A 21,319-nucleotide genomic window follows, 5' to 3' on the forward strand; every position below is an offset into this window, starting at 1 on the left:
ACGATGGGAAGATGCGAATTCACGCCGGGTTCGCCCGCGCGACCGGCCTCCTGCTGGCAGCGGCAGCCGTGGTGACGCTGAGCGCGTGCGTGGGCAAGGTCGAACGTCACGATGATCGATTGACGGTGTTGACCACATTCACCGTCCTGCAGGACATCGTGGCCAACGTCGCCGGCGACAATTTCCGGGTCGAGTCGGTCACCAAAGCCGGCACCGAGATCCACGGTTACGAACCCACACCCGGCGACATGCGCCGCGCCACCCGGGCCGACCTCATCATCGACAACGGACTGCACCTCGAGGCCTGGTTCGAGCGGTTCGTCGATCGGCTCGACGCCCCCCACGTGGTCGCCAGCGAGGGTGTCGCCGCCATTCCGATCACCGCGGACGCCGGCGCGGGCAAACCGAACCCGCACGCGTGGATGTCGCCGCTGAACGTACAGATCTACGCCGACAACATCGCCGACGCCCTTGTCGATCTCGACCCCGGCAACGCCGCGGAGTACCGGGCCAACGCCGAGCGGTACAAGGTGCAGTTGCAGCAGATCCACGACGAGATGGTCGATCGCCTCGACGACGTCCCCCCGATGCGCCGCGCGCTGGTCACCTGCGAGGGCGCCTTCTCCTACCTGGCCCGCGACACCGGGTTGCGCGAGAGATTCGTCTGGCCGGTCAACGCCGAGCAGCAGGGCACGTCCAAACAACTGCAGTCGACGATCGAGTTCGTCCGCGACAACGACATCGAGGCCGTCTTCTGCGAGTCGACCGTGAGCGACGCCGTGATGCGCCAGGTCGAACGAGCCACCAACGCGCGTTTCGGCGGCACGCTTTATGTCGACTCTCTGTCCGAAGCCGATGGACCGGTGCCGACGTACCTCGACCTGATCCGCCACGATGCCGACACGATCCTCGGCGCCCTGACCGAAAGTGGAAGCCAATGACGGCCATCCCCCCGACAGCCGAAGGGTTGCTGGCGCCCCGACGCGACGAACCCCAGGTCACGCCGGCGCTGTCGATCGCCGGGGTCAGCGTCTACTACGGCGAGGTACACGCCCTCGAGGACGTCAACATCACCATCGCACCGGGTCGGATCTGCGGACTGATCGGGATGAACGGGTCTGGCAAGTCGACCCTGTTCAAAACGATCATGGGCCTGGTCAAGCCGGACTCCGGCAGCGTGTCGATCTCCGGTGGGACGCCGGCGCAGGCCCGAAGAAAGGGCCTGGTCTCGTACGTCCCGCAGTCCGAGGACGTCGACTGGTCGTTCCCGGTGTCCGTCCGTGACGTCGCGATGACCGGCCGCTACGGCCATCAGAACTTCATCCGACGCGCGAGCCGGGCCGACAAGGAAGCGGTGGCGCACGCGCTCGAACAGGTGGAGTTGACCGAGCTGGCCGATCGACAGATCGGACGGCTCTCCGGCGGGCAGCGCAAGCGCGCATTCGTGGCCCGCGGCATCGCCCAGGAAGCCGATGTCCTGCTCCTCGATGAGCCGTTCGCCGGTGTCGACAAGAAGTCCGAGGCCACGATCATCACCCTGCTCACCAAACTGGCCGCCGAGGGCAAGACGATCCTCGTCTCGACCCACGACCTCGGCTCACTCGGGACGTTCTGCGACGAAGCCGTCCTGCTCAACAAAACGGTCCTCGTCCAGGATTCACCCGACATCGTCCTGCGGCCCCGGATCCTCGCCCGGGCATTCGGGATGGACATCATCGACGGAAAGGTCGCGCCATGATGATCGTCGACTGGTGGCTCGACCCGCTCGCCGAAGACTTCATGGTCAACATGCTCTTGGCCACCACGGTCGCGGCGGCCGTCTGCGCGATGATCAGCTGCTGGATCGTGCTGATCGGCTGGTCCCTGATGGGGGATGCGGTCTCACATGCGGTGTTGCCCGGCGTGGTGCTCGCATACATCGTCGGAGCCCCGTTCGCGGTGGGCGCTTTGATCTTCGGCCTGGGGGCGGTGATGCTGATCGGGGTCGTCCGGGACACCAGCCGGGTCAAGGAGGACGCGGCGATCGGCATCGTCTTCACCACACTCTTCGCGTTCGGCCTGGTACTGATCTCCGTCACGCCCAGTCAGACCGACCTCAATCACATCCTGTTCGGCAACGTGCTCGGCGTTTCGCAGTCCGATCTGTGGCAGATCGTCGGACTGGCCATCGTCACCGTCATCATCCTGACCCTCAAACGACGCGACCTGACACTGTTCGCCTTCGATCCCACCCACGCCCACGCCATCGGACTCTCCCCTCGCCGCTTGGGCGCCCTGCTGCTCGGCCTGCTGGCCCTGACTTGTGTTGTCGCACTGCAGATTGTCGGCGTGGTGCTGGTGGTCGCAATGCTCATCATCCCGGGCGCCTCGGCATACCTGCTCACCGACCGCTTCAACCGGATGCTCGTCATCGCCCCGGTCCTCGCGTGCGTGTGCGCAGTGCTCGGGATCTACTATGCGTACTACCTGGACGTGGCACCGGGTGCGATGGTGGTATTGGCTCAGGGCCTGGCGTTTGCGGCCATCTACCTGTTCGCGCCACGCCAGGGTGTGTTGGTCAAGGTGATCAACCGGGCACAGCGACGACGCTCCTCGGCTCTCGCTACGCCCTGACGCGGGAGAGGTGAGGCGGCGATGGTTTCGTATGCGGAGACGTTTGCGCGCAGTGCGGATGACCCCGAAGGGTTCTGGCTGGAAGCTGCCGAAGCAGTCGATTGGTACCAGGCCCCCACCGCCGCCCTCGAAACCCGGCCGGACGGCGGCTACCGCTGGTTCCCCGGCGCCACCCTCAACACCAGCTTCAATGCCCTCGACCGGCACGTGCTGGCGGGCAACGGTGATCGAACGGCCCTGATCTGGGATTCGGCCATGGTCGGCGAGACCCGCTCGTACACCTATTCCGAACTGCGCGACGAGGTCGCCACCTTCGCGGGCGTGCTCACCGAACGCGGCGTGAAGTCCGGTGACCGGGTCATCGTGTACATGCCCATGATCCCGGAGGCGGCCATCGCGATGCTGGCCTGCGCTCGCATCGGTGCCGTGCACTCGGTGGTGTTCGGCGGATTCGCCGGCCCCGAGCTCGCCACCCGGATCGACGACGCGCGGCCCGTTGCGCTGATCACCAGCTCGGGCGGTCTGGAACCCGGCCGCACCATCGAGTATCTGCCGATGGTCCACAAGGCCCTGAGCCTGTCCGCGGAGCCCCCGGCCACCATCATCGTCAAGAACCGCGACCAGATCGACGGCAGCGCGGCCGACCACGACGGCTGGTACGACTGGGACGAACTCACCGCGAAAGCGACTCCGGCAGAACCGGTTCCCGTCGCGGCCACCGATCCGCTGTACATCCTCTACACCTCGGGCACCACCGGAAAGCCCAAGGGCGTGGTCCGCGACAACGGTGGCCACGCCGTCGCGTTGACGTGGTCGATGGCCAACATCTACGACATCGGGCCCGGCGATGTGTGGTGGACCGCCTCCGACGTCGGCTGGGTCGTCGGGCATTCCTATATCGTCTACGCGCCCTTGCTGGTCGGCGCGACCACCGTGATGTACGAGGGCAAGCCCGTCGGCACACCCGACGCCGGTGCGTTCTGGCGCGTGATCGACGACTACAAGGTCAAGGCGCTGTTCACCGCGCCCACCGCCATCCGGGCGATCCGCAAGCAGGATCCGGATGCCAAATTGCTTGCCGATCACGATGTCTCGACACTGCAGACACTGTTTGCCGCCGGCGAACGCCTCGACCCGGACACCTACGAGTGGGCCACCAAGGTCCTCGGCGTCCCGGTGGTCGACCACTGGTGGCAGACCGAAACCGGCTGGGCCATCGCCGCCAATCTCCGTGGGCTCGAACCGATGCCGATCAAGGCCGGCTCACCGACGGTGCCGGTTCCCGGTTTCCGCGTCGAGATCGTCGACGCCGAGGGCAAAGCGGTGGAGGCCGGCGGCGAAGGCAACATCGTCATCGCCCTGCCGCTGCCGCCCGGCACGTTGGCGGGTTTGTGGAATGACGAAGAGCGCTACCACAATTCGTACCTGAAGACCTTCCCCGGCCACTACCTCACCGGCGACTCCGGCTTCATCGATGCCGACGGATACGTCTTCGTGCTCGGCCGCTCCGACGACGTCATCAACGTGGCCGGACACCGGCTGTCCACCGGCAGCATCGAGGCCGTGGTGGCCTCACATCCCGCAGTGGCTGAGTGCGCGGTGATCGGGATCCACGACGACCTCAAGGGCCAGCGGCCCAGCGGATACGTCGTCCTCAAAGAGGGCGCCGACATCGACGACGACGTCCTGCGGTCGGAACTGGTCAAGATGGTGCGCGACGAGATCGGCGCGGTGGCCACCTTCCGTGATGTCACCGTCGTCAACGGTCTGCCCAAGACCCGCTCGGGTAAGATCCTGCGTAAGACGATGCGTCAGATCGCCGACCATGAGGACTATGTCGTGCCGTCCACCATCGAAGACACGGCTGTCCTTGACGCCCTGAAGAAGCAACTCGGTTGACCCTCCCACCCCGATGATGTGCCCTTTTGGCGAGCAAAAGCCCAGGTGAGCACCGCCAAAAGGGCACATCATCGGGGGGCGGGAGCGGGGTCGGGGCAATGTTTGCACGTCTGCAACTTTGCAGTCGTGCAACTTTTGGCTAAGTTATTTAGATGGTTCCAGCACACAAGGAGTCGCTCCGGGATCGGAAGCGTGCTGCCACCTGGGCATCGATCCACCAGGCGGCCGCCGCGGCCGCCCTGGAGCAGACCGATCTGTCGAAGGTGACCATCGAAGAGATCGCCGCCGAGGCCAACATCTCGCCGCGCACCTTCTTCAACTACTTCCCCACCAAAGAGGACGCGATCCTCGGCCTGCGCACCCCCTTCATCGACGACGCTGCCGCCGCCGCCTTTGTCATCGGCGACGACGACAACCTGCTCGAGAAGGTCGCCCTGCTCCTGTTCGATGTCTTCGAGAAGACAGCAGGCGGTGCCGGTGGACGCAAGGTGCGCGTCGAACTGATGCACCGCCACCCCGACCTCGCCCGGATGCGACTCGCGCACACAGATCAGATCCGCCACCTCGCCAGGGCCCTCGTCGAGATCCGGCTCGCGGAATCCGGTCGCTGGCAACGCCGCAGTCATTCGGTCGACATCGAGTCGACCGCGCACATCCTGGTGACCGCCGGACAATCCGTCGTCCGCATCGCCATCGACTGGCTGCTGAAAGAGCCCGAGGCGGACATCCCCCTCGACGAACTCGTCCACCGAGCCGCCAAATCGTTCACCACCATTCTCGAGGAGGCATAGATGGCAGTCGATGCCCCGGGCCGGACACCGAAAACCGATCAGTCACAGGCCACGCACCGCAATGTGCTGTTGATGTTCGCCGGTCTGCTGGTGGCGATGCTGCTCGCGTCGCTGAACACAACCGTGATGAGCGCGGCGCTGCCGACCATCGTCGGCGAATTGCACGGCACCAACCAGATGTCGTGGGTCATCACCTCGTACATCCTGGCGTCGACGGTGGGGATGCCGATCTACGGCAAGCTAGGTGATCAGTTCGGACGAAAGCCGTTGCTGATCATCGCGATCAGCATCTTCACCGGGGCGTCGATCATCGGCGCACTGGCCCCGAACATGTTGACGCTCATCATCGCCCGCACCATCCAGGGCCTGGGGGCCGGCGGCCTGATGGTGCTCGCCCAGGCGACGATCGCCGATGTGGTCCCGGCCCGCGACCGTGGTCGCTATGCGGGGATCATGGGCGGCGTCTTCGCGCTCTCCTCCGTCGCCGGACCCCTTCTCGGCGGATGGCTCACCGAGGGTCCGGGCTGGCGCTGGACCCTGTGGATGAATCTGCCGCTCGGCGCGCTCGCGATCATCGCGGCGATCGCATTCCTGCACCCACCGAAGGTGACGCGCGTCAAACGCAAGATCGACATCCTCGGCATGTCCGTCCTGGCCATCGCGACGACCGGCGTCGTGCTGATCGCGAGTTGGGGTGGCTCGCAGTACGCGTGGACGTCACCGACCATCATCGGCCTGCTGATCGGCACCGTCCTGGCGTGGATCGCCGTCATCGTGATCGAAAGCCGGGTCGCGGAACCGGTATTGCCACTGGCGCTGTTCCGGCAGCGGAACTTCAACCTGACCACCATCGGCGGTTTGTTCGGCGGAATCGGGATGTTCGGAGTGATCTCATATCTCCCGACCTACCTGCAGATGGCACTGGGCGTCAGCTCCACCCATGCCGGACTCCTGATGGTTCCGATGATGGCAACGATGACGGTCTGTTCCATTGTCTGCGGGCGATTCGTATCCCGCACCGGCCGGTACAAGGCCATGCCGATCGCCGGTTCACTGCTGATCGCGCTGAGCCTGTTCCTGATGTCGCAGGTGGCCTTGTCGACCCCGACCTGGATGATCTGCGTCTGCCTCGGCATCCTCGGCGGCGGACTGGGTATCAGCTTCCAGATCATCATCCTGATCGTGCAGAACACCTTCCCGTACAGCCTCGTCGGGACCGCAACGGCCGCCAACAATTACTTTCGCCAGATCGGCGCCTCCCTCGGAGCTGCCCTGGTCGGCAGTGTCTTCGCGTCCCGTCTGGCCGACCTGCTGGTCGGCCGGATCCCCGCCGATGCCACCGGGACCGGTGACGGTGCGAAATCACTGACGCCGGCGATCGTCCACGGCCTTCCGGACTCGGTGCGGGAGCCGATTGTCCACGCGTACAACGATGCCCTGATGCCGGTCTTCCTCTTCATCAGCCCACTGTGCGTGGTGGGCGCCATCCTGCTGTGCTTTGTGATCGAGAAGCCCTTGGCCACGACCGTCGCCCACGATGAACCGGTGACGTCGACCGCCGAACAGCCACCGGCCACCCAGACCGCCGCCGACCGATAGACCAGCGGCCCGACGACACCCGTTTCGACCTTCTCCGTTGATCTCGATGATCGAATACACCCCACTCGACCGGCACATCGGTGGTTAGATTCATCGAGGTCGGGTCCGTTTTGAGTGATGTGCATACCACGGGCGGTCCTGTTATCTTGCTGTTATCTTGCCTGGCCGCCCCTGAGGCGGTCGCGATCGGTGTGCTGTTCGGACTCCCTCGACAACGACGTACAAAAGGAACCTGATGCGAGCAAAGACTGCCTGGCGGAAGATTGTTGCCGGCTCCCTTGCCCTAGTTGCCGGAGTGGCGGTCTCCGTGGCCGCCAATCCCGGCACTGCCGCTGCTGCTTCACAGACCGTTCGGGTCTACTCCGCCTCGATGAACAAGACGATCCCGGTGAAGGTCATCTCGGCCGACGGCGGCGGCAGCCACGCCACGCTGTACCTGCTCGACGGCCTGCGGGCGCCGGACAACAACAACGGCTGGCTCATCGAGACCGATGTCGAACGTTTCTTCTCCGGAAAGAACGTCAACGTCGCGATCCCCTTCGGCGGCGGTGGCAGCTTCTACACCGACTGGCAGCAGGACGACCCGAACCTGGGTCGCCAGAAGTGGGAGACCTTCCTGACCCGGGAACTGCCGGCGTACATGGCGTCGAACTTCGGCAGCGACAATCGCCGCAACGCGATCGCCGGCCTGTCGATGAGCGGTACCTCGGCGCTCAACCTGGCCAGCAAGCACCCGAACTTCTACCAGGGGGTTGCCTCGTACAGCGGTTACCCGACCGTCAGTATCCCCGGCTTCGCCCAGGGGATCGCCGCCTCGGTGATCGAGATGGGCGGCAACCCCGTCAACATGTGGGGCACGTGGCCCGGTGCGGGATGGATCCAGAATGATCCCTCCCTGAACCCCGCCAGCCTGCGCGGCAAGCGCGTCTACGTCTCGTCGGGATCGGGGGCGCTGAGCACCGATCCGGTCTTCAATCCGACCAGCACCTCGTTCGACCCGGTCAAGTTCTCGCAGATGGTGCCACTGGAGACCGCTGCGTCGATCAGCAGCTCGCTCTACGTCACCAGCCTGCGGGCGGCGGGCGTCAATCCGCAGACCCACATCACCCCCGATGGTGTGCACTGGTGGACCTTCTGGGAGGACCGCCTCAAGGAATCCTGGTACGGCACGTTGGCTCCGGCACTCGGGGTCTGACACTTCCGCCAGATCAGTACCTCCAGCAATCGGCCGCGATTCGGAACCTTCCGAATCGCGGCCGATTTGTTTTGTCGCCAGGTCCCTGTCGACAGTTCAGGAGACGGTGATGACCACCTTGTCGGGGTAGAAGGCCAGGTGACCGGCGATCTCGGAGACCGCGTTATAGGGCTCTTCGTAAGACCAGGCGGCATCCTCGATCACGCCGTCCGGCGTGACCAGGTCGTAGTAGGACGCGTCGCCTTTGTAGGGGCAGTGCGACTTCGTGCGGCTACGCCGCAGCAGTGACTGGTCCACTGCCTCCAGTGGAACGTATGCGACCGGCGGATAGCCCGCTTCCTGGAGTATCAGCGCCCTGGCGGTGTCGGCGACGATCGTGTCACCTGCCCGGACCCGGACCTGTCCCGCGCTGGGCTCCACGGTGATCGGATGGGTGTCGTCGGGTATCAGTCGAGTTTTGGTCATGTGATCCACCTCTCATCTTTGTCCCTCAACGCCACCGTACGCGGATGCATTCCGGCCCAAACCCCAAGCGGACCAGATTTACAGGCGCCGGAGATATTGCGCCGTCTTGTCGTCGGCCGGATAGAAACTCTCGACACTCAGTTCGTCGACGGTCACGTCGAGCGGGGTTCCGAAGGTGGTCACCGTGCTGAAGAACAGGAGCTCCTTGCCGTCGATGCGCAGCCGCAGATACACCGCGACATCGCCGGACAACGCCGGATCCTCGTCGCTGTCATCGGTGAACGGATAGCTCTGCAACTCGGCGAGCAACTCGATCAGAACGGGGTCGCCGGTGACCTTGATCTGGCGATCCAAGCGGTCGAGCAGGTGGCTCCGCCACTGGCCGATGTTGACGATCCGGCTGCCGAGCCCCCGAGGGTCGAGGCTGTATCTGAGAACGTTGAACGGCGCCTCGAGGAGGTCGTCGGGCGCGTCCCGCGTGAAGAGCGCGACCGCCGCATTCGCATCGACCATGTTCCAGTGCCGGTCGATCGCGAGCGCCGGATAGGGTTCGGTTGCGGTCAGGACCTGACGTAAAGCGCCGCGTACCATCATCATTCGTTCGCCATCGAGCGACGACTCCCCGTAGGAAGGTGCAAAGCCGGCTGCCAGCAACAATTGGTTCCGCTCACGCAAGGGCACATCGAGATGCTCGGCGAGGCGCAACACCATCGTCCGGCTCGGTGCCGAACGTCCGGTTTCCAGGAAGCTCAGATGTCGCGCCGACACCTCGGCCACCGACGCGAGTTCCAACTGCGGCACCTTTCGGCTGATTCGCCACTGCCGCAACAATTCCCCGAACAGATAGCGCTGCTCACCCATGATTCTCACATCCCTCACGTGGCCGTCTGTGGAGCATTATCAACCCTGGGTCAGGCGTTGACACCTATGATCAGCCCGGACCACCGATGTCACAGGAGTGAAACCATGAGCGTGCTCGACCGTTTCCGGATCGACGACAAAGTCGTGATCGTCACCGGCGCCTCATCCGGATTGGGTGTCGCGTTCGCCAAGGCGTTCGCCGAAGCCGGCGCCCGAGTGGTGCTTGCGGCCCGTCGCGCCGACAAACTCCAGAACACCGCCGCCCTGGTCGAATCGGTGGGTGGCACCGCGTTGACCGTGAGCACCGACATCGCCGACCCCGACCAGGCCGGTGCGCTTGTCGACGCGGCGATGAACGAATTCAGGCAGGTCGACGTACTGATCAACAACGCCGGGGTCGGCACCGCCTTCCCCGCCACCCGGGAGACACCCGAGCAGTTCCGCTCGGTCATCGACATCAATCTGAACGGTTCGTACTGGGCTGCGCAGGCCTGTGGCCGGGTGATGACGCCGGGAAGCTCGATCATCAACATCTCGAGCGTCCTCGGCATCACCACCGCCGGACTCCCCCAGGCTGCATACTCGGCCAGCAAGGCCGCCATCTCGGGTTTGACCCGTGACCTCGCCCAGCAATGGGGTAGTCGAAAAGGCATCCGGGTCAACGCCATCGCACCCGGCTTCTTCGAATCGGAGATGACCGACTCGTACGCAGACGGCTATCTCGAATCCATGGCCCCGCGGATGATCCTGGGCCGCACCGGCGATCCCGAAGAACTCGCCGCCACCGCGATCTGGCTGGCCTCTCCGGCCGGCGGCTATGTCACCGGCCAGACCATCGTCGTCGATGGTGGTGTCAGCATCACTTAGCTCGCACCGGGCATCTTGTCGATGAATCCGTAGACACTGGTGATCTTGTTGTTACTGTCGACGGCGGCGACGTCGAACCCGACCACCAGCGGTTCGGCGCCCACCTCGGGAACCAGTTCCCAGGTGAAGCGGGCGATGTTGTGGTGGGTGTCGAGGACGTCGCCGCGGACGAACAGCAGTCCGGCGAATTGCTCCTGGGCTCCGGCGATCACCGCATCCATCGCATCGGAACCACTGACCGACGCGAGTGGATCCGTGTAGACACCATCATCGGCCCAGAGTGCGTCGAGCAGGTTTCGCCGCGCGGCGGCGTCGGTCTCGTTCCAGGCATCGAGGTAGCGGTCGATCAGCGTTGCCGCAGCGGTCTCGTGTGCGTTGTGGACGGTCTCGGTCATGGCTTTCTCCTTCACGTCAGGGTGTTGCTGGTTGGGTGAAATCCATGCTGCCGCCGGCGGGTGGCTCCCGGCGATGACGTGTGAGGTAAGTATTTTCGGCAGGTTTGTGAGTCCGCTGCAGCGGGCATGCTCCGGACATGACCTTCCCCCACGAGAACGAAGAGCCCGTCGGAGAGACCGAGCGGACAGCCGCAGAGAAGGCGGCATACGAGGCCGCGCAACACGAGGCCGACGACGAACGCGATCACGCCGTCGGCGGTACCGACGGAACCACCGACGGTCAGTGATCCACCGTCTTTACATCCGCTAACCATGCGCGGTCGGGGTTGGCGCGTTTAGGATTGTCGACAAAATCCCGATAGATCCCCGGGGCGGAAGGGTGAGGCTCACTTGTGGCTGTGCCAAGCAGGTCATTCGATGAACACGGACTTCCGGTCAGCCTTGTCGATGTCGCGGGCCGCCGTATCCGGGAATCGATCCTGTCCGGGGCGCTGAAGCCCGGCGACAAGATCGTCGAAGAACAACTGTGTGCCAGTCTCGGCATCAGCCGGGCGCCCTTGCGCGAGGCGCTGCGCCTGCTGGGACAACAGGGGCTGGTCGAACACCTGCCGCGGCGCGGATCCCGGGTCGCCGCGTGGTCACCGCAGGACATCCTGCAACTGTTCGAGTTGCGGCACGTCCTGGAGCGGCACGCCATCGAATCCGCACTACCGCTGGCCGACGTCAGGGAAGACCTGGACCCGGTCCGTGAAGCGTTGGAGGACATGCGCATGGCCGCCGAGCGCGATGATGACCTCGAGAAGGACGACGCACATCGCCGCTTCCACGCCTCCGTGGTCGGGCTGGCAGGCAATCGCCAACTCGACATCGCGATGGAGCCCATCCTGCTCAAGCTCCAGCTCCCGATGGCCATCAACCTGCGAAGCGAAGCCCGTGCGCATGATTCCGCCGACGGGATCCGGCGGCATCAGCACGTGCTCGAGGCGCTCGAAACGAATGATCCGCAGATAGCGGTCGCCGCGGCGAAGAACCACGGTCAACTCGACTATCTGGACCTGGAGAGCAACAGCTAACACGATCGAAACGCAGCCGTTCCACGGTTGGCACCATTCTGTCGACAATCGACATTATGACTTTCGATTTCACGGCAACCGGACCCTCCATCGGCCCCTCGGTGGCGGAGATCCTGCAATCACACGCCGGCGGCACCGGTTCACCCACCAAAACCGCTGCGAGAGTCGCCGACGCGATCGCGGCCCGCGGCGACGACGGCACCTGGTTGTCGACGGTGCCGCGCGACCAACTCCTCGCCGCCGCCGAAGAAATCGAACAGCGACCCGGCGCCCGCACGCTTCCGCTCTACGGCGTGCCCTTCGGCGTCAAGGACAGCATCGACGTCGCCGGTGTCCCCACGACGCTCGCCTGCCCTGACTACGCGTACATCGCCGACGCCACCGCACCCGCGGTGCAGCGACTCCTCGATGCCGGTGCCCTGTATGTCGGCAAGACCAATCTCGATCAGTTCGCCACCGGACTCAACGGCACCCGTACTCCACACACGGTGCCGCGCAGCGTCTACGGCCGCAACATGATCTCCGGAGGTTCGAGTTCGGGTTCGGCGCTCGCCGTGGCGCTCGGACAGGTCCCGTTTGCGGTGGCCACCGACACCGCCGGTTCGGGACGAGTGCCGGCCGCCCTCAACGGCGTGGTCGGGTTCAAGCCGTCGCGTGGACTGATCAGTACGGTCGGCCTGGTCCCGGCCTGTAAATCGTTGGACTGCATCACCGTCATGGCCGGATCGATCGACGACACCGATCGGGTCCTCGATGTGATGATCGGCCGCGACGACAACGACTCCTGGTCCCGCGATCGCGGCCCGCGATACGACGGCGCCACGATCCGGGTGGGTCTGCCCGGCCCCGAGGAACTCGAGTTCTTCGGCGACACCGACATGCGGGACGCCCATCTGGCATTCCGCGAACGAATCACCTCGAGCGAGCGTGTGGTTGCGCCGCCATTGGCGCCCTTCCTGGCCGCAGGCGCCCTACTCTATGCCGGGCCCTGGGTCGCCGAGCGACTGGTCGAGTTCGCTGACTTCCTCACCGCGCAACCGGACTCGATCCACCCGGTGGTCCGTGACATCCTGCGCAGCGGCGAAAAGTACACCGCCGTGGACGCATTCGCCGCGCAACAGCAGTTGCAGGAACTCAAGGCCCAGGTCGCCCGCCTGTGGGAACACATGGATGTGATGATCGTGCCGACGATCGGGACAACGTTCACCGTCGACGAAGTCCTGGCGCGGCCCATCGAATGCAACACCGCCCTCGGGCATTACACCCACTTCGGCAACCTGCTCGACCTCACCGGGGTGGCAGTACCGGTCGGAACCGTCGCCGATGGACGGCCGCTCAGCGTGATGATCCTGGGCCCGGCGTTGTCCGACGACACCGTGTTGGCCCTGGCCGCCCGCCTGCTCGACGAACCCCGTGACACCGGTGAACTGCCCGCGGATGCGCAGCGAACCCCCTCCGCAACAACCACATCCACCAGGGAGAATCCATGACCGCATCCACTGTCGAGACCGCCTCACCGGGACCGTTCACCCTGATACCCGAGAAGACCGCACTGATCGTGATCGACATGCAGCGCGACTTCATCCTGCCCGGCGGTTTCGGCGAGAGCCTCGGCAACAACGTGGACATGCTCCTGAAAGTGGTTCCACCGTTGGCCGAACTCCTCACCGCCGCGCGCGCCGCCGGCTTGATGGTGGTCCACACCCGGGAGGGGCATGAACCCGACCTATCCGACTGCCCGCCTGCGAAACTCAACCGTGGGGCGCCGTCCAAGCGAATCGGCGACCCCGGCAAGTACGGACGGATCCTCATCCGCGGCGAGTACGGCCACGACATCATCGACGAACTCGCCCCGATCAGCGGTGAGGTCGTCATCGACAAACCCGGCAAAGGTGCTTTCTACGCCACCGAACTCCAGCAGATCCTCACCGACGCGGGCATCACCCAACTACTGGTCACCGGGGTCACCACCGAGGTGTGCGTACACACCACGACCCGGGAGGCGAATGACCGAGGGTACGAGTGTCTGGTCGTATCCGACTGTGTTGGTTCATATTTCCCGGACTTCCAGCGCATCGGGCTGGAAATGATCTGCGCGCAAGGTGGAATCTTCGGCTGGGTTGCCGATTCCGCGGCGGTCATCCCCGCCATTGCCGATCTACCCGTCACGCCGGAACCCGCACCTGTCTCCCGAGGCTGAAGGAACCAGAAGTCATGACCACAGAAATCAACGAAAAGACCCCTGTCCCCGCCGCACCGGACGGACCGGTGACCATCCCCTGGTGGACCCGAGGTGACACCAACGCCTTCTTCGGCCTCGGATTCAACATCCTCGTCAATGTCCTGACCCTGACCGGGCTCCTGATCTACGTCGTCGGCTTCAACGAAGGTGACGTCTTCGGGACCGTGCTGCCCGCCCTCGGTGTGGCTCTGATCCTGGGCAACCTCTACTACACCTGGCTCGCACGGCGTCTGGGCCGCAAGGAGAATCGCACCGACGTCACCGCTTTGCCCTACGGTCCCAGTGTTCCTCACATGTTCATCGTCGTGTTCGTGGTGATGTTGCCGGTCTACCTGAACACCGACGATGCCGTCGCCGCCTGGCAAGCGGGCCTGGCATGGGCATTCATGATCGGTGTGATCGTGATGATCGGCGCGTTCGTGGGCCCGCACATCCGCAAGATCACGCCGCGCGCGGCGATGCTCGGCACCCTGGCGGGCATCTCGATCACCTTCATCTCGATGCGGCCGGCCGCCCAGATGTGGGAGGCCGCCTGGATCGGCCTGCCGGTGCTGGCGATCATCCTGATCGGATTCTTCACCAATGTTCGTCTGCCCGGCAATGTTCCGGTCGGTTTGGCGGCACTCCTCGTCGGTACGGCGATCGGCTGGGCCGGCGGGTTCATGGACGCCCCGGCCGTCGGTGATGCCGTCGAGAACATCGCACTGGGCATTCCCGATCAACGTTTCGACATGCTGTTCGACGGTCTGACCGACCTCGCACCACTGCTCGGCACCGCCATCCCTCTGGGCATCTACAACTTCACCGAAGCGATGAGCAACGTGGAGAGCGCCGCTGCGGCAGGTGACAACTACAACCTGCGCAGCGTTCTGCTCGCCGACGGTGCCGGAGCGTGCATCGGCGCCGGCTTCGGTTCACCGTTCCCACCGGCGGTCTACATCGGCCATCCGGGTTGGAAGGACGCCGGTGGACGGGCCAGTTACTCACTGGCGAGCGGCCTGGCGATCGGCCTGCTCTGCTTCCTCGGCTTGTTCGGGATTCTCGAAGCGCTGCTACCGGTTCCGGCGATCGTACCGATCCTGCTGTACATCGGCTTGTTGATCGGAGCGCAAGCCTTCCAGGCGGTTCCACGTATCCATGCGATCGCGGTGGTCGCGGCGATCCTGCCCAACCTCGCGCAGTGGGCTCACGGCCTGATCGACAACTCCCTGGCCGCCGCCGGCACCACCGCCGGGGAGGTCGGCATGGGCGCCATGAACGAGGCCGGGGTTGTCTACGAAGGCCTCAAGGTCCTCGGCGAAGGCGCAGTCCTGGTCGGCCTGGTGCTCGGCACCATGGTCACCTTCATCATCGACAAGAAGTTCCTGTACGCCGCCATCGCTTCCGCAGTCGGCGCCGTGCTGTCGTTCATCGGTCTCATCCACGCACCGGAGATCGCGTGGAATGCCGCCCCGGAAGTCGCGTTGGGTTACCTGTTCTTCGGAATCGTCTGCCTCGCATACTCGTTCCTTCCCGGAGCGAAGGAGGAGGTGGTCCACGACGAGTCCGACGTGATGGCCGCGTAGTGTTCACCTTTCGCCGTCCCGCAGCGCCCCGGCCTGATGGTCGGGGCGCTGGCTCGGGATGGCATCGAACCACCGAAAGACCCACCCGCCAACGCCAACGGCGCACTTCCGATATCGTGGGTTCACTCCGGGACGACCGGAAGACGGTGGGTCGGAACTGGAGAGCGGCCACCGTGAGCAAGGGTCCAGCATCCACGCCATCGTCGTAGATGATATTCAGCTGGTGGCCACGGCCGCTGCAATTGCGTACACCTGTCCGCTCCGTTAATGATTGGGTCTACCCACCTCTTCCGCCCACGGGCCCTCGTTGATAGTCGCGACCGATGGTTCAACTTCCTCGGAGTCACCAGACCGATTCAGCAAGCCATCTAGTGTGGCGCGGTTCGGCGGAGTCGACATAGCCGAGGCCGTCGGAATCCACGCCCGCTATCAGTGTCAGACCGTTCAGATAGACTAAGCGGGGACGCACGCTGGATTAGTGAAAGATGCTGCAGCTCAACATATATGTTCATTCGAACACTTGTGCGAATGCGATCGGGCGAGTAAAGTTGGGCCATGGACCTCGGGGAGATGTTCGCCAGAATTTCAGATCTGGCAGGGGATGCGGCTTTGGTCGCGGGTGATGACACCGAGTTGTCGTCGCGGGTTGTGGCGGTGATACGTCTCAATCATGTTGTGGAGCAGGTCCTTTTTCGTTTGGTCGGCGAGGTCGATCGGCGCCGGATCGCGCAGAAGAAAGGCGTGGGGTCCACAGCCAAGCTGTTACGGGACGCCGGTATGGCGCCGGCGGTTGCGCACCGGTACGTGCGAGTAGGCAGGGCACTCGGTGACATTCCGTCGGTATCAGCCTACGGCGTGGACGGGAGCCTGTCGGGTGAGCATGTGGACTCGATCATCAAGGGCCTCAATCATATTGAGCGTCGCAATCCAGACCTCCCCGATGTTGACCGGTCCGATTGCGTGCGCGGACTACTGACCGAAGCGTTGATGGGCACACCGGCGGCGGTGTCGGTGCGGGCACGGCATATGGCGTTGGTGTTATCGCCACCCGACAAAGAAGTGCCGGACGCGGAAAATCATGATCTGAACGAGTTGTCATTCGGGACCGGTGATGACGGCCGCACCCACGGCACCCTGGACTTGGACAGTCTGCTCGGCGAGAAGTTGGCGGTGGCACTCGATCCGCTGTGCACACCAGTACCTGAACCCGATGGCTCGCCGGATCCGCGGAGTGCAGGCCAGATCCGGGCTGATGCGCTGGAACGGTTGCTGGATTCGTATTTCGATCAGGAAGACCGACCCACCCGGGGTGGGGCGAAACCACATGTGACGGTGACCGTCTCACCCGAACATCTGCAACACTTACAGCTGCGCGGCATCCCGGGTGCCACACCGCCGGCCATGGCGCCGAAGTTCGAATGGACCGGACCGGCGTCGGCGCCCACCGCGCAGATGGTGGCGTGTGATTCGGTGATCACAAGAATCCTGCTCGACAACAACTCGGTGCCACTCGATGTCGGACGCGACCAACGCACCGTCACCCCCGCGATCCGCAAAGCGCTGATCGCCCGCGACCAGGGCTGCGCATTCCCGGGATGCGGCTGCCCGTCGGTGTACACCGATGCCCATCACATCGACTTCTGGCGCAACGGCGGCACCACCAGCCTGAGCAACATGGTCCTACTCTGCCGCCGACACCACCGCTACATCCACCACCGCGGGTGGAAGGTGTTCATCGGCCACGACGGGCATCCCTGGTTCCTCACACCCGGCAGCACCACCGAACTACGATCTCATGCCCGCCGCACCCTGACCACCGAACTCGCCGCCGCATAACGCGACGAGACACCCAACTGACGGACCGAGCAACACAGGTGAACCCTGTGTACTGCAAGACCTTTGAGAACTGAATAGTGAACCCCATGAGGCCGACCGGTCGGTCGGAGTGCTCGTCCCCTCCGACCGGTCCCCTCATGGCGCCGATGCACACTAGCGTTGAGCCGCAGGCCGCACCACGATTTCGTTGACGTCGACATCACTCGGCTGGTCAAGGACAAATCCGATCGCGCGGGCGATGGCCGAAGGCGCAATGGTGTTGGCCCGGTATATCGCCATCGCCTCTTGTGCGCCCTTGTCGGTGATTGTCGAGGCCAGCTCTGATTCGACCACGCCCGGTGTGATCGTGGAGACACGGAGCCACGGCTCACTCTCCTGCCGCAAACCTTCGGTGATCGCCCAGGCGGCGTACTTGGTCCCGCAGTAGACCGCCGCCGTGGGCGAGACCTGGTGAGCGCCAACCGAAGCGATGGTCACCACATGCCCGCTGCGCTGGTCGCCGAAAACCGGTAGCACGGCGTTGATCCCGTACAGCAGCCCGCGGACATTCACATCGATCATGCGTTCCCACTCGTCGACCTTTCCGGAGCTCAAGGGAGACAGTGGCATCACTCCCGCATTGTTGACCAGCACGTCCACCCGACCGTATTCGGCGCGGGCCGCTTCCACGAAAGCCTGGACATCACCCCTGTCCGTCACATCCAGGGTATGGGCCGTGGCCCGGCCACCGGACGCCTTGATCCGCTCGACGAGTGCTTGTAGGCGGTCGATCCGTCGGGCGCCCAGCACTACGGTGCAGCCCTGTTCGGCCAGGTGCAGCGCGGTTGCTTCGCCGATTCCGCTGGAAGCACCGGTGATGAGAACAATCTTGGCCATCAGTTATGTCCTTGTCTGGTAAGGGTTTTGATTCCGATAACCATGATGGTCGCGGAATCAGGTGCATACCAGGACTTATCGACCCGAGGAGTGACACACCCAGCCTTGGACAGCAGTCGGACTCAGATCAGCCGCGGCGGGATTCGGGTTCGGCCGCCTGCGAACGGGTCGCCGCCAGCGCCCCCAGAAGACGAAGAGCGTCACGGGCCGGCGTACCGGGTTCCGCGGAGTACACGATCAGCTGCTGCCCAGGCGCTTCCCGAACATCGAACACCTGGACGTCCAAGACGAACTCACCGGCGTCCGGGTGCACGAAGTGTTTGGACTCCGACATCTTTCCCCGGACCTCATGGCGCTTCCAGTACCGGCGGAACTCGGTGCTGGTAAGGAGTTTCTCCAGCAGATCCCGCAGTTCGCCGTCAGACCCGTCGCGGCCGATGACCGTTCGCAAGTTGGCCGCACAGGTCTCGGCCGAATGATGCCATCGGGCAAAGAACGTCGGCGCCGCCGGGTCCAGGAACACCATCAGCGCCACATTGTCGAAACTCTCGAACGACGAATACAGCTCACCGGCAAGGGCATTCGAGGCCAGAACATCGAGCCTGTCATTGATGATCATCGCCGGGGTGTCGGTCCAGGCATCGAGCATGATCTGTAATTTCGGCGACGGACGCGCGCGTCTGGGCACCGGGCTGGGATGGAAAGCGACGTCGGCAAGCCGGAAAAGGTGTTCTCTCCCACCGCTGTCGAGCCGGAGAGCCCGCGCCAGCGCATTCAGCACCGCAGCGGACGGATGTCGCTCACGCCCTTGCTCCAGGCGCGCGTAGTAGTCCACACTCACCCCGGCAAGGGTGGCGATCTCTTCACGACGGAGCCCGGCCACCCGCCGGTGACCGGTCGAGCCCGGCATCCCGACGTCTGCGGGCGTCACCGCTGCGCGTCGGGCCTGCAAGTACGCCCCGAGTTCTCCCTGTTTGTTCACCGCATTCACCTTAGGTGCGGCGACGATGGTGAGCCAGGGTGTCGCACTCCCTGGATGAGCTGTTCGGCCCACCGTTCGTTGATACCTCGCGCACGCGCGCATAGAGTTCGAACCGAACCGGGCACTCGAACGCCAGGTCCGGCAGTGATGGATGAGACGAGGATGTGGGATGAACGCCGAGGCAAGCAGCGCACCGGTAGTTGTCGGTATCGACGGTTCTGAGGGCTCTTTGGGCGCCGCCCGATGGGCAGCGGACTTTGCCGCCCGTAGCGGGTCTCCCCTGCAGTTGCTGCACGCCATCCCCCGGCTCGAATGGTATTTCGCAAACGCGATGGTGTTCAGCCCGGAGTCGCTGGCCGAAGAACTCGCCGCCGACGGCAACAAGAAACTCGACGACGCCGAGCACGCCGTGCGTGAACACCATCCGGACCTGACCATCGACCGCCGGATCGTCAACGACTCGGTGCCCACCGTCTTCGCCGAGAGCTCGGAGACCGCGCGCCTGATCGTCGTCGGGGCGCACTGGCACAGCGCCGCGAGCGACCTCGTGCTCGGTGGCCAGGTCATCCGGATCGTCAATCACGCGAAGTGTCCGGTTGTGGTCTGGCGCGAGATCAAGGCGACCCGAACCGGTGAGCCGTTGCCGGTCGTGGTCGGTGTCGACGAGTCCGAGAATTCCATCCGGGCCATGCGTGCAGCGTTCTACGTCGCGGACACCCTGGGCGCGCCGGTGACCGTGGCCCACATGTGGGAAACCGGTCCCGCGCTCGGACTCGGGTACGGCGAGGGTCCCGTCGACTGGAACCTGATGAACCTGCTGAAGTCGAATCAGGAAGAGAAGATGGACGAACTCCTCACGCCTCTGCGCAAGGAGTTCCCCGGCGCGCACATCCACAAGGTCTACACCGACCAGGGGCCGGCCAAGGGCCTCAAGAAGCTCTCACAAGAGGCACAGTTGGTGGTTGTCGGTAGCCGGGGTCACGGCAAGATGACCGGTGCCGTCCTCGGTTCGGTGAGCCAGAGCCTCATCCACCACTCCGAGTGCCCAGTCCTGGTCGTTCGCTGATCGACTTCGCCTGCTGAGACCCGACGGCTCGATCAGCGCGGTGACGAGCCCTGGACCAGCGGCAGGTCCGGATCTGCCGCCCATGCGGTCATCGATCCGTCATAAATCGCGACGTCGGAGCGACCGGCCTGCGCCAACGCATGCGCGACCCCGGTGGCCGCGATCCCGCCACCGCAGTAGGTGATCACCTTCTTGTCGGTGTCGAGCACACCCGCCTCGTCGAGGAGGGCGTTCAATTCCGCCACCGGTTTGAAGCCACCATTCTCGAGGTCCAGCACCTTGTAGACGGGCAGGTTGATGCTGCCCGGGATGTGGCCGTTACGGGCGTAGGTCGTGGTCTCACCGCGGTAGGTGGCCTCGTCGAGGACGTTGACGATGATGGTCGACTCGTCGTCGATCGCGGCGAACACATCTTCGGTCGAACGAAGCAGTTCCGGGCGCCGATTGGGGACAAAGGTGCGCGGGGTCGGGATCGACAGGGCGTCGGAGGTGTCGTATCCGGCCGCCTTCCATGCCGCCAGGCCTCCGTCGAGCACGGTCACGTCGTCGAACCCCTCGAGTCTCAGGTGCCACCACAACCGGGTGGCCCAGAATCCCTGCGACTGGTCGTAGACGACCACCGTCGCGCCGGTACCGATGCCGAGCGCTCCGGCGGCCTGCGCGAACTGTTCCGAGCTCGGCACGGTCCATGCCTGGTTGCTGTCGGTGTCGGCAAAAGTGGTCAGCAGATCTGCGAAGAGCGCGCCGGGGATGTGCTCGGCGTTATAAGTCTGCTGACCCGACTCCGGCAGGTAAGGACCGTCTTTCGGGATCGGCAAATGCGTTGTGGAATCGACCACGACGAGATCTGGTTCACCGAGATGGGCGCGCAGCCAGGCAACGTCGACGGTGGCTGGAACTGACTTGATACTCATGAGGCCTCTCATCGATTGGTACGGATTCGAACCCGATCCCCTGACCGCCAGGCTAATACTCACCGCCGCGTGGACGCCCG

At 64.4% G+C, this 21,319-nt stretch carries 21 protein-coding genes; 15 read left to right on the forward strand and 6 right to left on the reverse strand.

The genetic code is table 11. The annotated features are described in order from the left end of the window. Positions 1–11 precede the first annotated feature (11 nt). From AC51GT_RS08865 to AC51GT_RS08895, 7 genes are all read left to right on the forward strand, one after another. Positions 12–941 (forward strand): metal ABC transporter substrate-binding protein, encoded by a 930-nt coding sequence (locus tag AC51GT_RS08865; RefSeq protein WP_496328516.1) that lies wholly within the window; start codon positions 12–14, stop codon positions 939–941. Continuing rightward, a complete protein-coding gene (locus AC51GT_RS08870; RefSeq protein WP_496328517.1) occupies positions 938–1,738 on the forward strand; it encodes a metal ABC transporter ATP-binding protein in 801 nt (266 codons plus the stop codon). The genes AC51GT_RS08865 and AC51GT_RS08870 overlap by 4 nt, the downstream gene beginning before the upstream one ends. Further along, a complete protein-coding gene (locus tag AC51GT_RS08875; protein ID WP_496324146.1) occupies positions 1,735–2,613 on the forward strand; it encodes a metal ABC transporter permease in 879 nt (292 codons plus the stop codon). Before AC51GT_RS08870 ends, AC51GT_RS08875 begins: the two co-directional genes overlap by 4 nt. 21 nt (positions 2,614–2,634) lie before the next feature. Beyond that, positions 2,635–4,512, forward strand: coding sequence for a propionyl-CoA synthetase (locus tag AC51GT_RS08880; protein WP_496328518.1), 1,878 nt, complete (start codon positions 2,635–2,637; stop codon positions 4,510–4,512). Positions 4,513–4,664: 152 nt separating this feature from the next. Beyond that, positions 4,665–5,303: a TetR/AcrR family transcriptional regulator gene (locus tag AC51GT_RS08885; protein WP_496328519.1), complete on the forward strand. Its 639-nt coding sequence runs from the start codon at positions 4,665–4,667 to the stop codon at positions 5,301–5,303. Next, positions 5,304–6,902, forward strand: coding sequence for an MDR family MFS transporter (locus AC51GT_RS08890; RefSeq protein ID WP_496328520.1), 1,599 nt, complete (start codon positions 5,304–5,306; stop codon positions 6,900–6,902). 235 nt (positions 6,903–7,137) lie between these two features. Further along, the gene (locus AC51GT_RS08895; RefSeq protein ID WP_496328521.1) at positions 7,138–8,097 is read left to right on the forward strand and encodes an alpha/beta hydrolase; all 960 of its coding nucleotides are present in this window, start codon (positions 7,138–7,140) and stop codon (positions 8,095–8,097) included. Positions 8,098–8,193: 96 nt separating this feature from the next. Here the strand turns inward: AC51GT_RS08895 and AC51GT_RS08900 are convergent, their stop codons facing one another. Continuing rightward, positions 8,194–8,562: a DUF427 domain-containing protein gene (locus tag AC51GT_RS08900; RefSeq protein WP_496324151.1), complete on the reverse strand. Its 369-nt coding sequence runs from the start codon at positions 8,560–8,562 to the stop codon at positions 8,194–8,196. Between the two features lie 78 nt (positions 8,563–8,640). After that, positions 8,641–9,423: a helix-turn-helix domain-containing protein gene (locus AC51GT_RS08905; protein WP_496328817.1), complete on the reverse strand. Its 783-nt coding sequence runs from the start codon at positions 9,421–9,423 to the stop codon at positions 8,641–8,643. Positions 9,424–9,528: 105 nt separating this feature from the next. On the opposite strand from AC51GT_RS08905, the gene AC51GT_RS08910 reads away from it, so the two are divergent. Further along, entirely contained in the window at positions 9,529–10,290 is a 762-nt protein-coding gene (locus AC51GT_RS08910) for an SDR family NAD(P)-dependent oxidoreductase (protein WP_496328522.1), read from the forward strand. Here AC51GT_RS08910 and AC51GT_RS08915 read toward each other — a convergent pair. Continuing rightward, complete coding sequence (locus AC51GT_RS08915) at positions 10,287–10,685, reverse strand: nuclear transport factor 2 family protein (RefSeq protein ID WP_496328523.1); 399 nt, start codon at positions 10,683–10,685, stop codon at positions 10,287–10,289. The genes AC51GT_RS08910 and AC51GT_RS08915 overlap by 4 nt on opposite strands. A 137-nt stretch (positions 10,686–10,822) precedes the next feature. Between AC51GT_RS08915 and AC51GT_RS08920 the strand changes: the two genes are divergently transcribed. From AC51GT_RS08920 to AC51GT_RS08945, 6 genes are all read left to right on the forward strand, one after another. Continuing rightward, the gene (locus tag AC51GT_RS08920) at positions 10,823–10,972 is read left to right on the forward strand and encodes a hypothetical protein (RefSeq protein WP_496324155.1); all 150 of its coding nucleotides are present in this window, start codon (positions 10,823–10,825) and stop codon (positions 10,970–10,972) included. 105 nt (positions 10,973–11,077) lie between these two features. Continuing rightward, positions 11,078–11,758 carry a GntR family transcriptional regulator gene (locus AC51GT_RS08925; RefSeq protein ID WP_496324156.1) on the forward strand — a complete coding sequence of 227 codons (681 nt, stop codon included), beginning with the start codon at positions 11,078–11,080 and terminating at the stop codon, positions 11,756–11,758. A gap of 56 nt (positions 11,759–11,814) precedes the next feature. After that, entirely contained in the window at positions 11,815–13,248 is a 1,434-nt protein-coding gene (locus tag AC51GT_RS08930; protein WP_496328524.1) for an allophanate hydrolase, read from the forward strand. Next, complete coding sequence (locus AC51GT_RS08935) at positions 13,245–13,958, forward strand: cysteine hydrolase family protein (protein WP_496328525.1); 714 nt, start codon at positions 13,245–13,247, stop codon at positions 13,956–13,958. The genes AC51GT_RS08930 and AC51GT_RS08935 overlap by 4 nt, the downstream gene beginning before the upstream one ends. A gap of 14 nt (positions 13,959–13,972) precedes the next feature. After that, a complete protein-coding gene (locus AC51GT_RS08940; protein ID WP_496328526.1) occupies positions 13,973–15,565 on the forward strand; it encodes a SulP family inorganic anion transporter in 1,593 nt (530 codons plus the stop codon). A gap of 555 nt (positions 15,566–16,120) precedes the next feature. After that, positions 16,121–17,401 carry an HNH endonuclease signature motif containing protein gene (locus AC51GT_RS08945; RefSeq protein ID WP_496328527.1) on the forward strand — a complete coding sequence of 427 codons (1,281 nt, stop codon included), beginning with the start codon at positions 16,121–16,123 and terminating at the stop codon, positions 17,399–17,401. Positions 17,402–17,554: 153 nt separating this feature from the next. Here the strand turns inward: AC51GT_RS08945 and AC51GT_RS08950 are convergent, their stop codons facing one another. Both AC51GT_RS08950 and AC51GT_RS08955 read right to left on the reverse strand, forming a co-directional pair. Next, a complete protein-coding gene (locus tag AC51GT_RS08950; RefSeq protein WP_496328528.1) occupies positions 17,555–18,277 on the reverse strand; it encodes an SDR family oxidoreductase in 723 nt (240 codons plus the stop codon). A 127-nt stretch (positions 18,278–18,404) separates the two neighbouring features. After that, a complete protein-coding gene (locus AC51GT_RS08955) occupies positions 18,405–19,259 on the reverse strand; it encodes a helix-turn-helix transcriptional regulator (RefSeq protein WP_496328529.1) in 855 nt (284 codons plus the stop codon). Between the two features lie 169 nt (positions 19,260–19,428). On the opposite strand from AC51GT_RS08955, the gene AC51GT_RS08960 reads away from it, so the two are divergent. After that, positions 19,429–20,325: a universal stress protein gene (locus AC51GT_RS08960; RefSeq protein WP_496328530.1), complete on the forward strand. Its 897-nt coding sequence runs from the start codon at positions 19,429–19,431 to the stop codon at positions 20,323–20,325. 32 nt (positions 20,326–20,357) lie between these two features. On the opposite strand, the gene AC51GT_RS08965 is transcribed toward AC51GT_RS08960, so the two are convergent. Next, complete coding sequence (locus AC51GT_RS08965; RefSeq protein ID WP_496324164.1) at positions 20,358–21,239, reverse strand: sulfurtransferase; 882 nt, start codon at positions 21,237–21,239, stop codon at positions 20,358–20,360. Positions 21,240–21,319: the final 80 nt, after the last annotated feature.

This window comes from Williamsia sp. z34 (assembly GCF_059553395.1).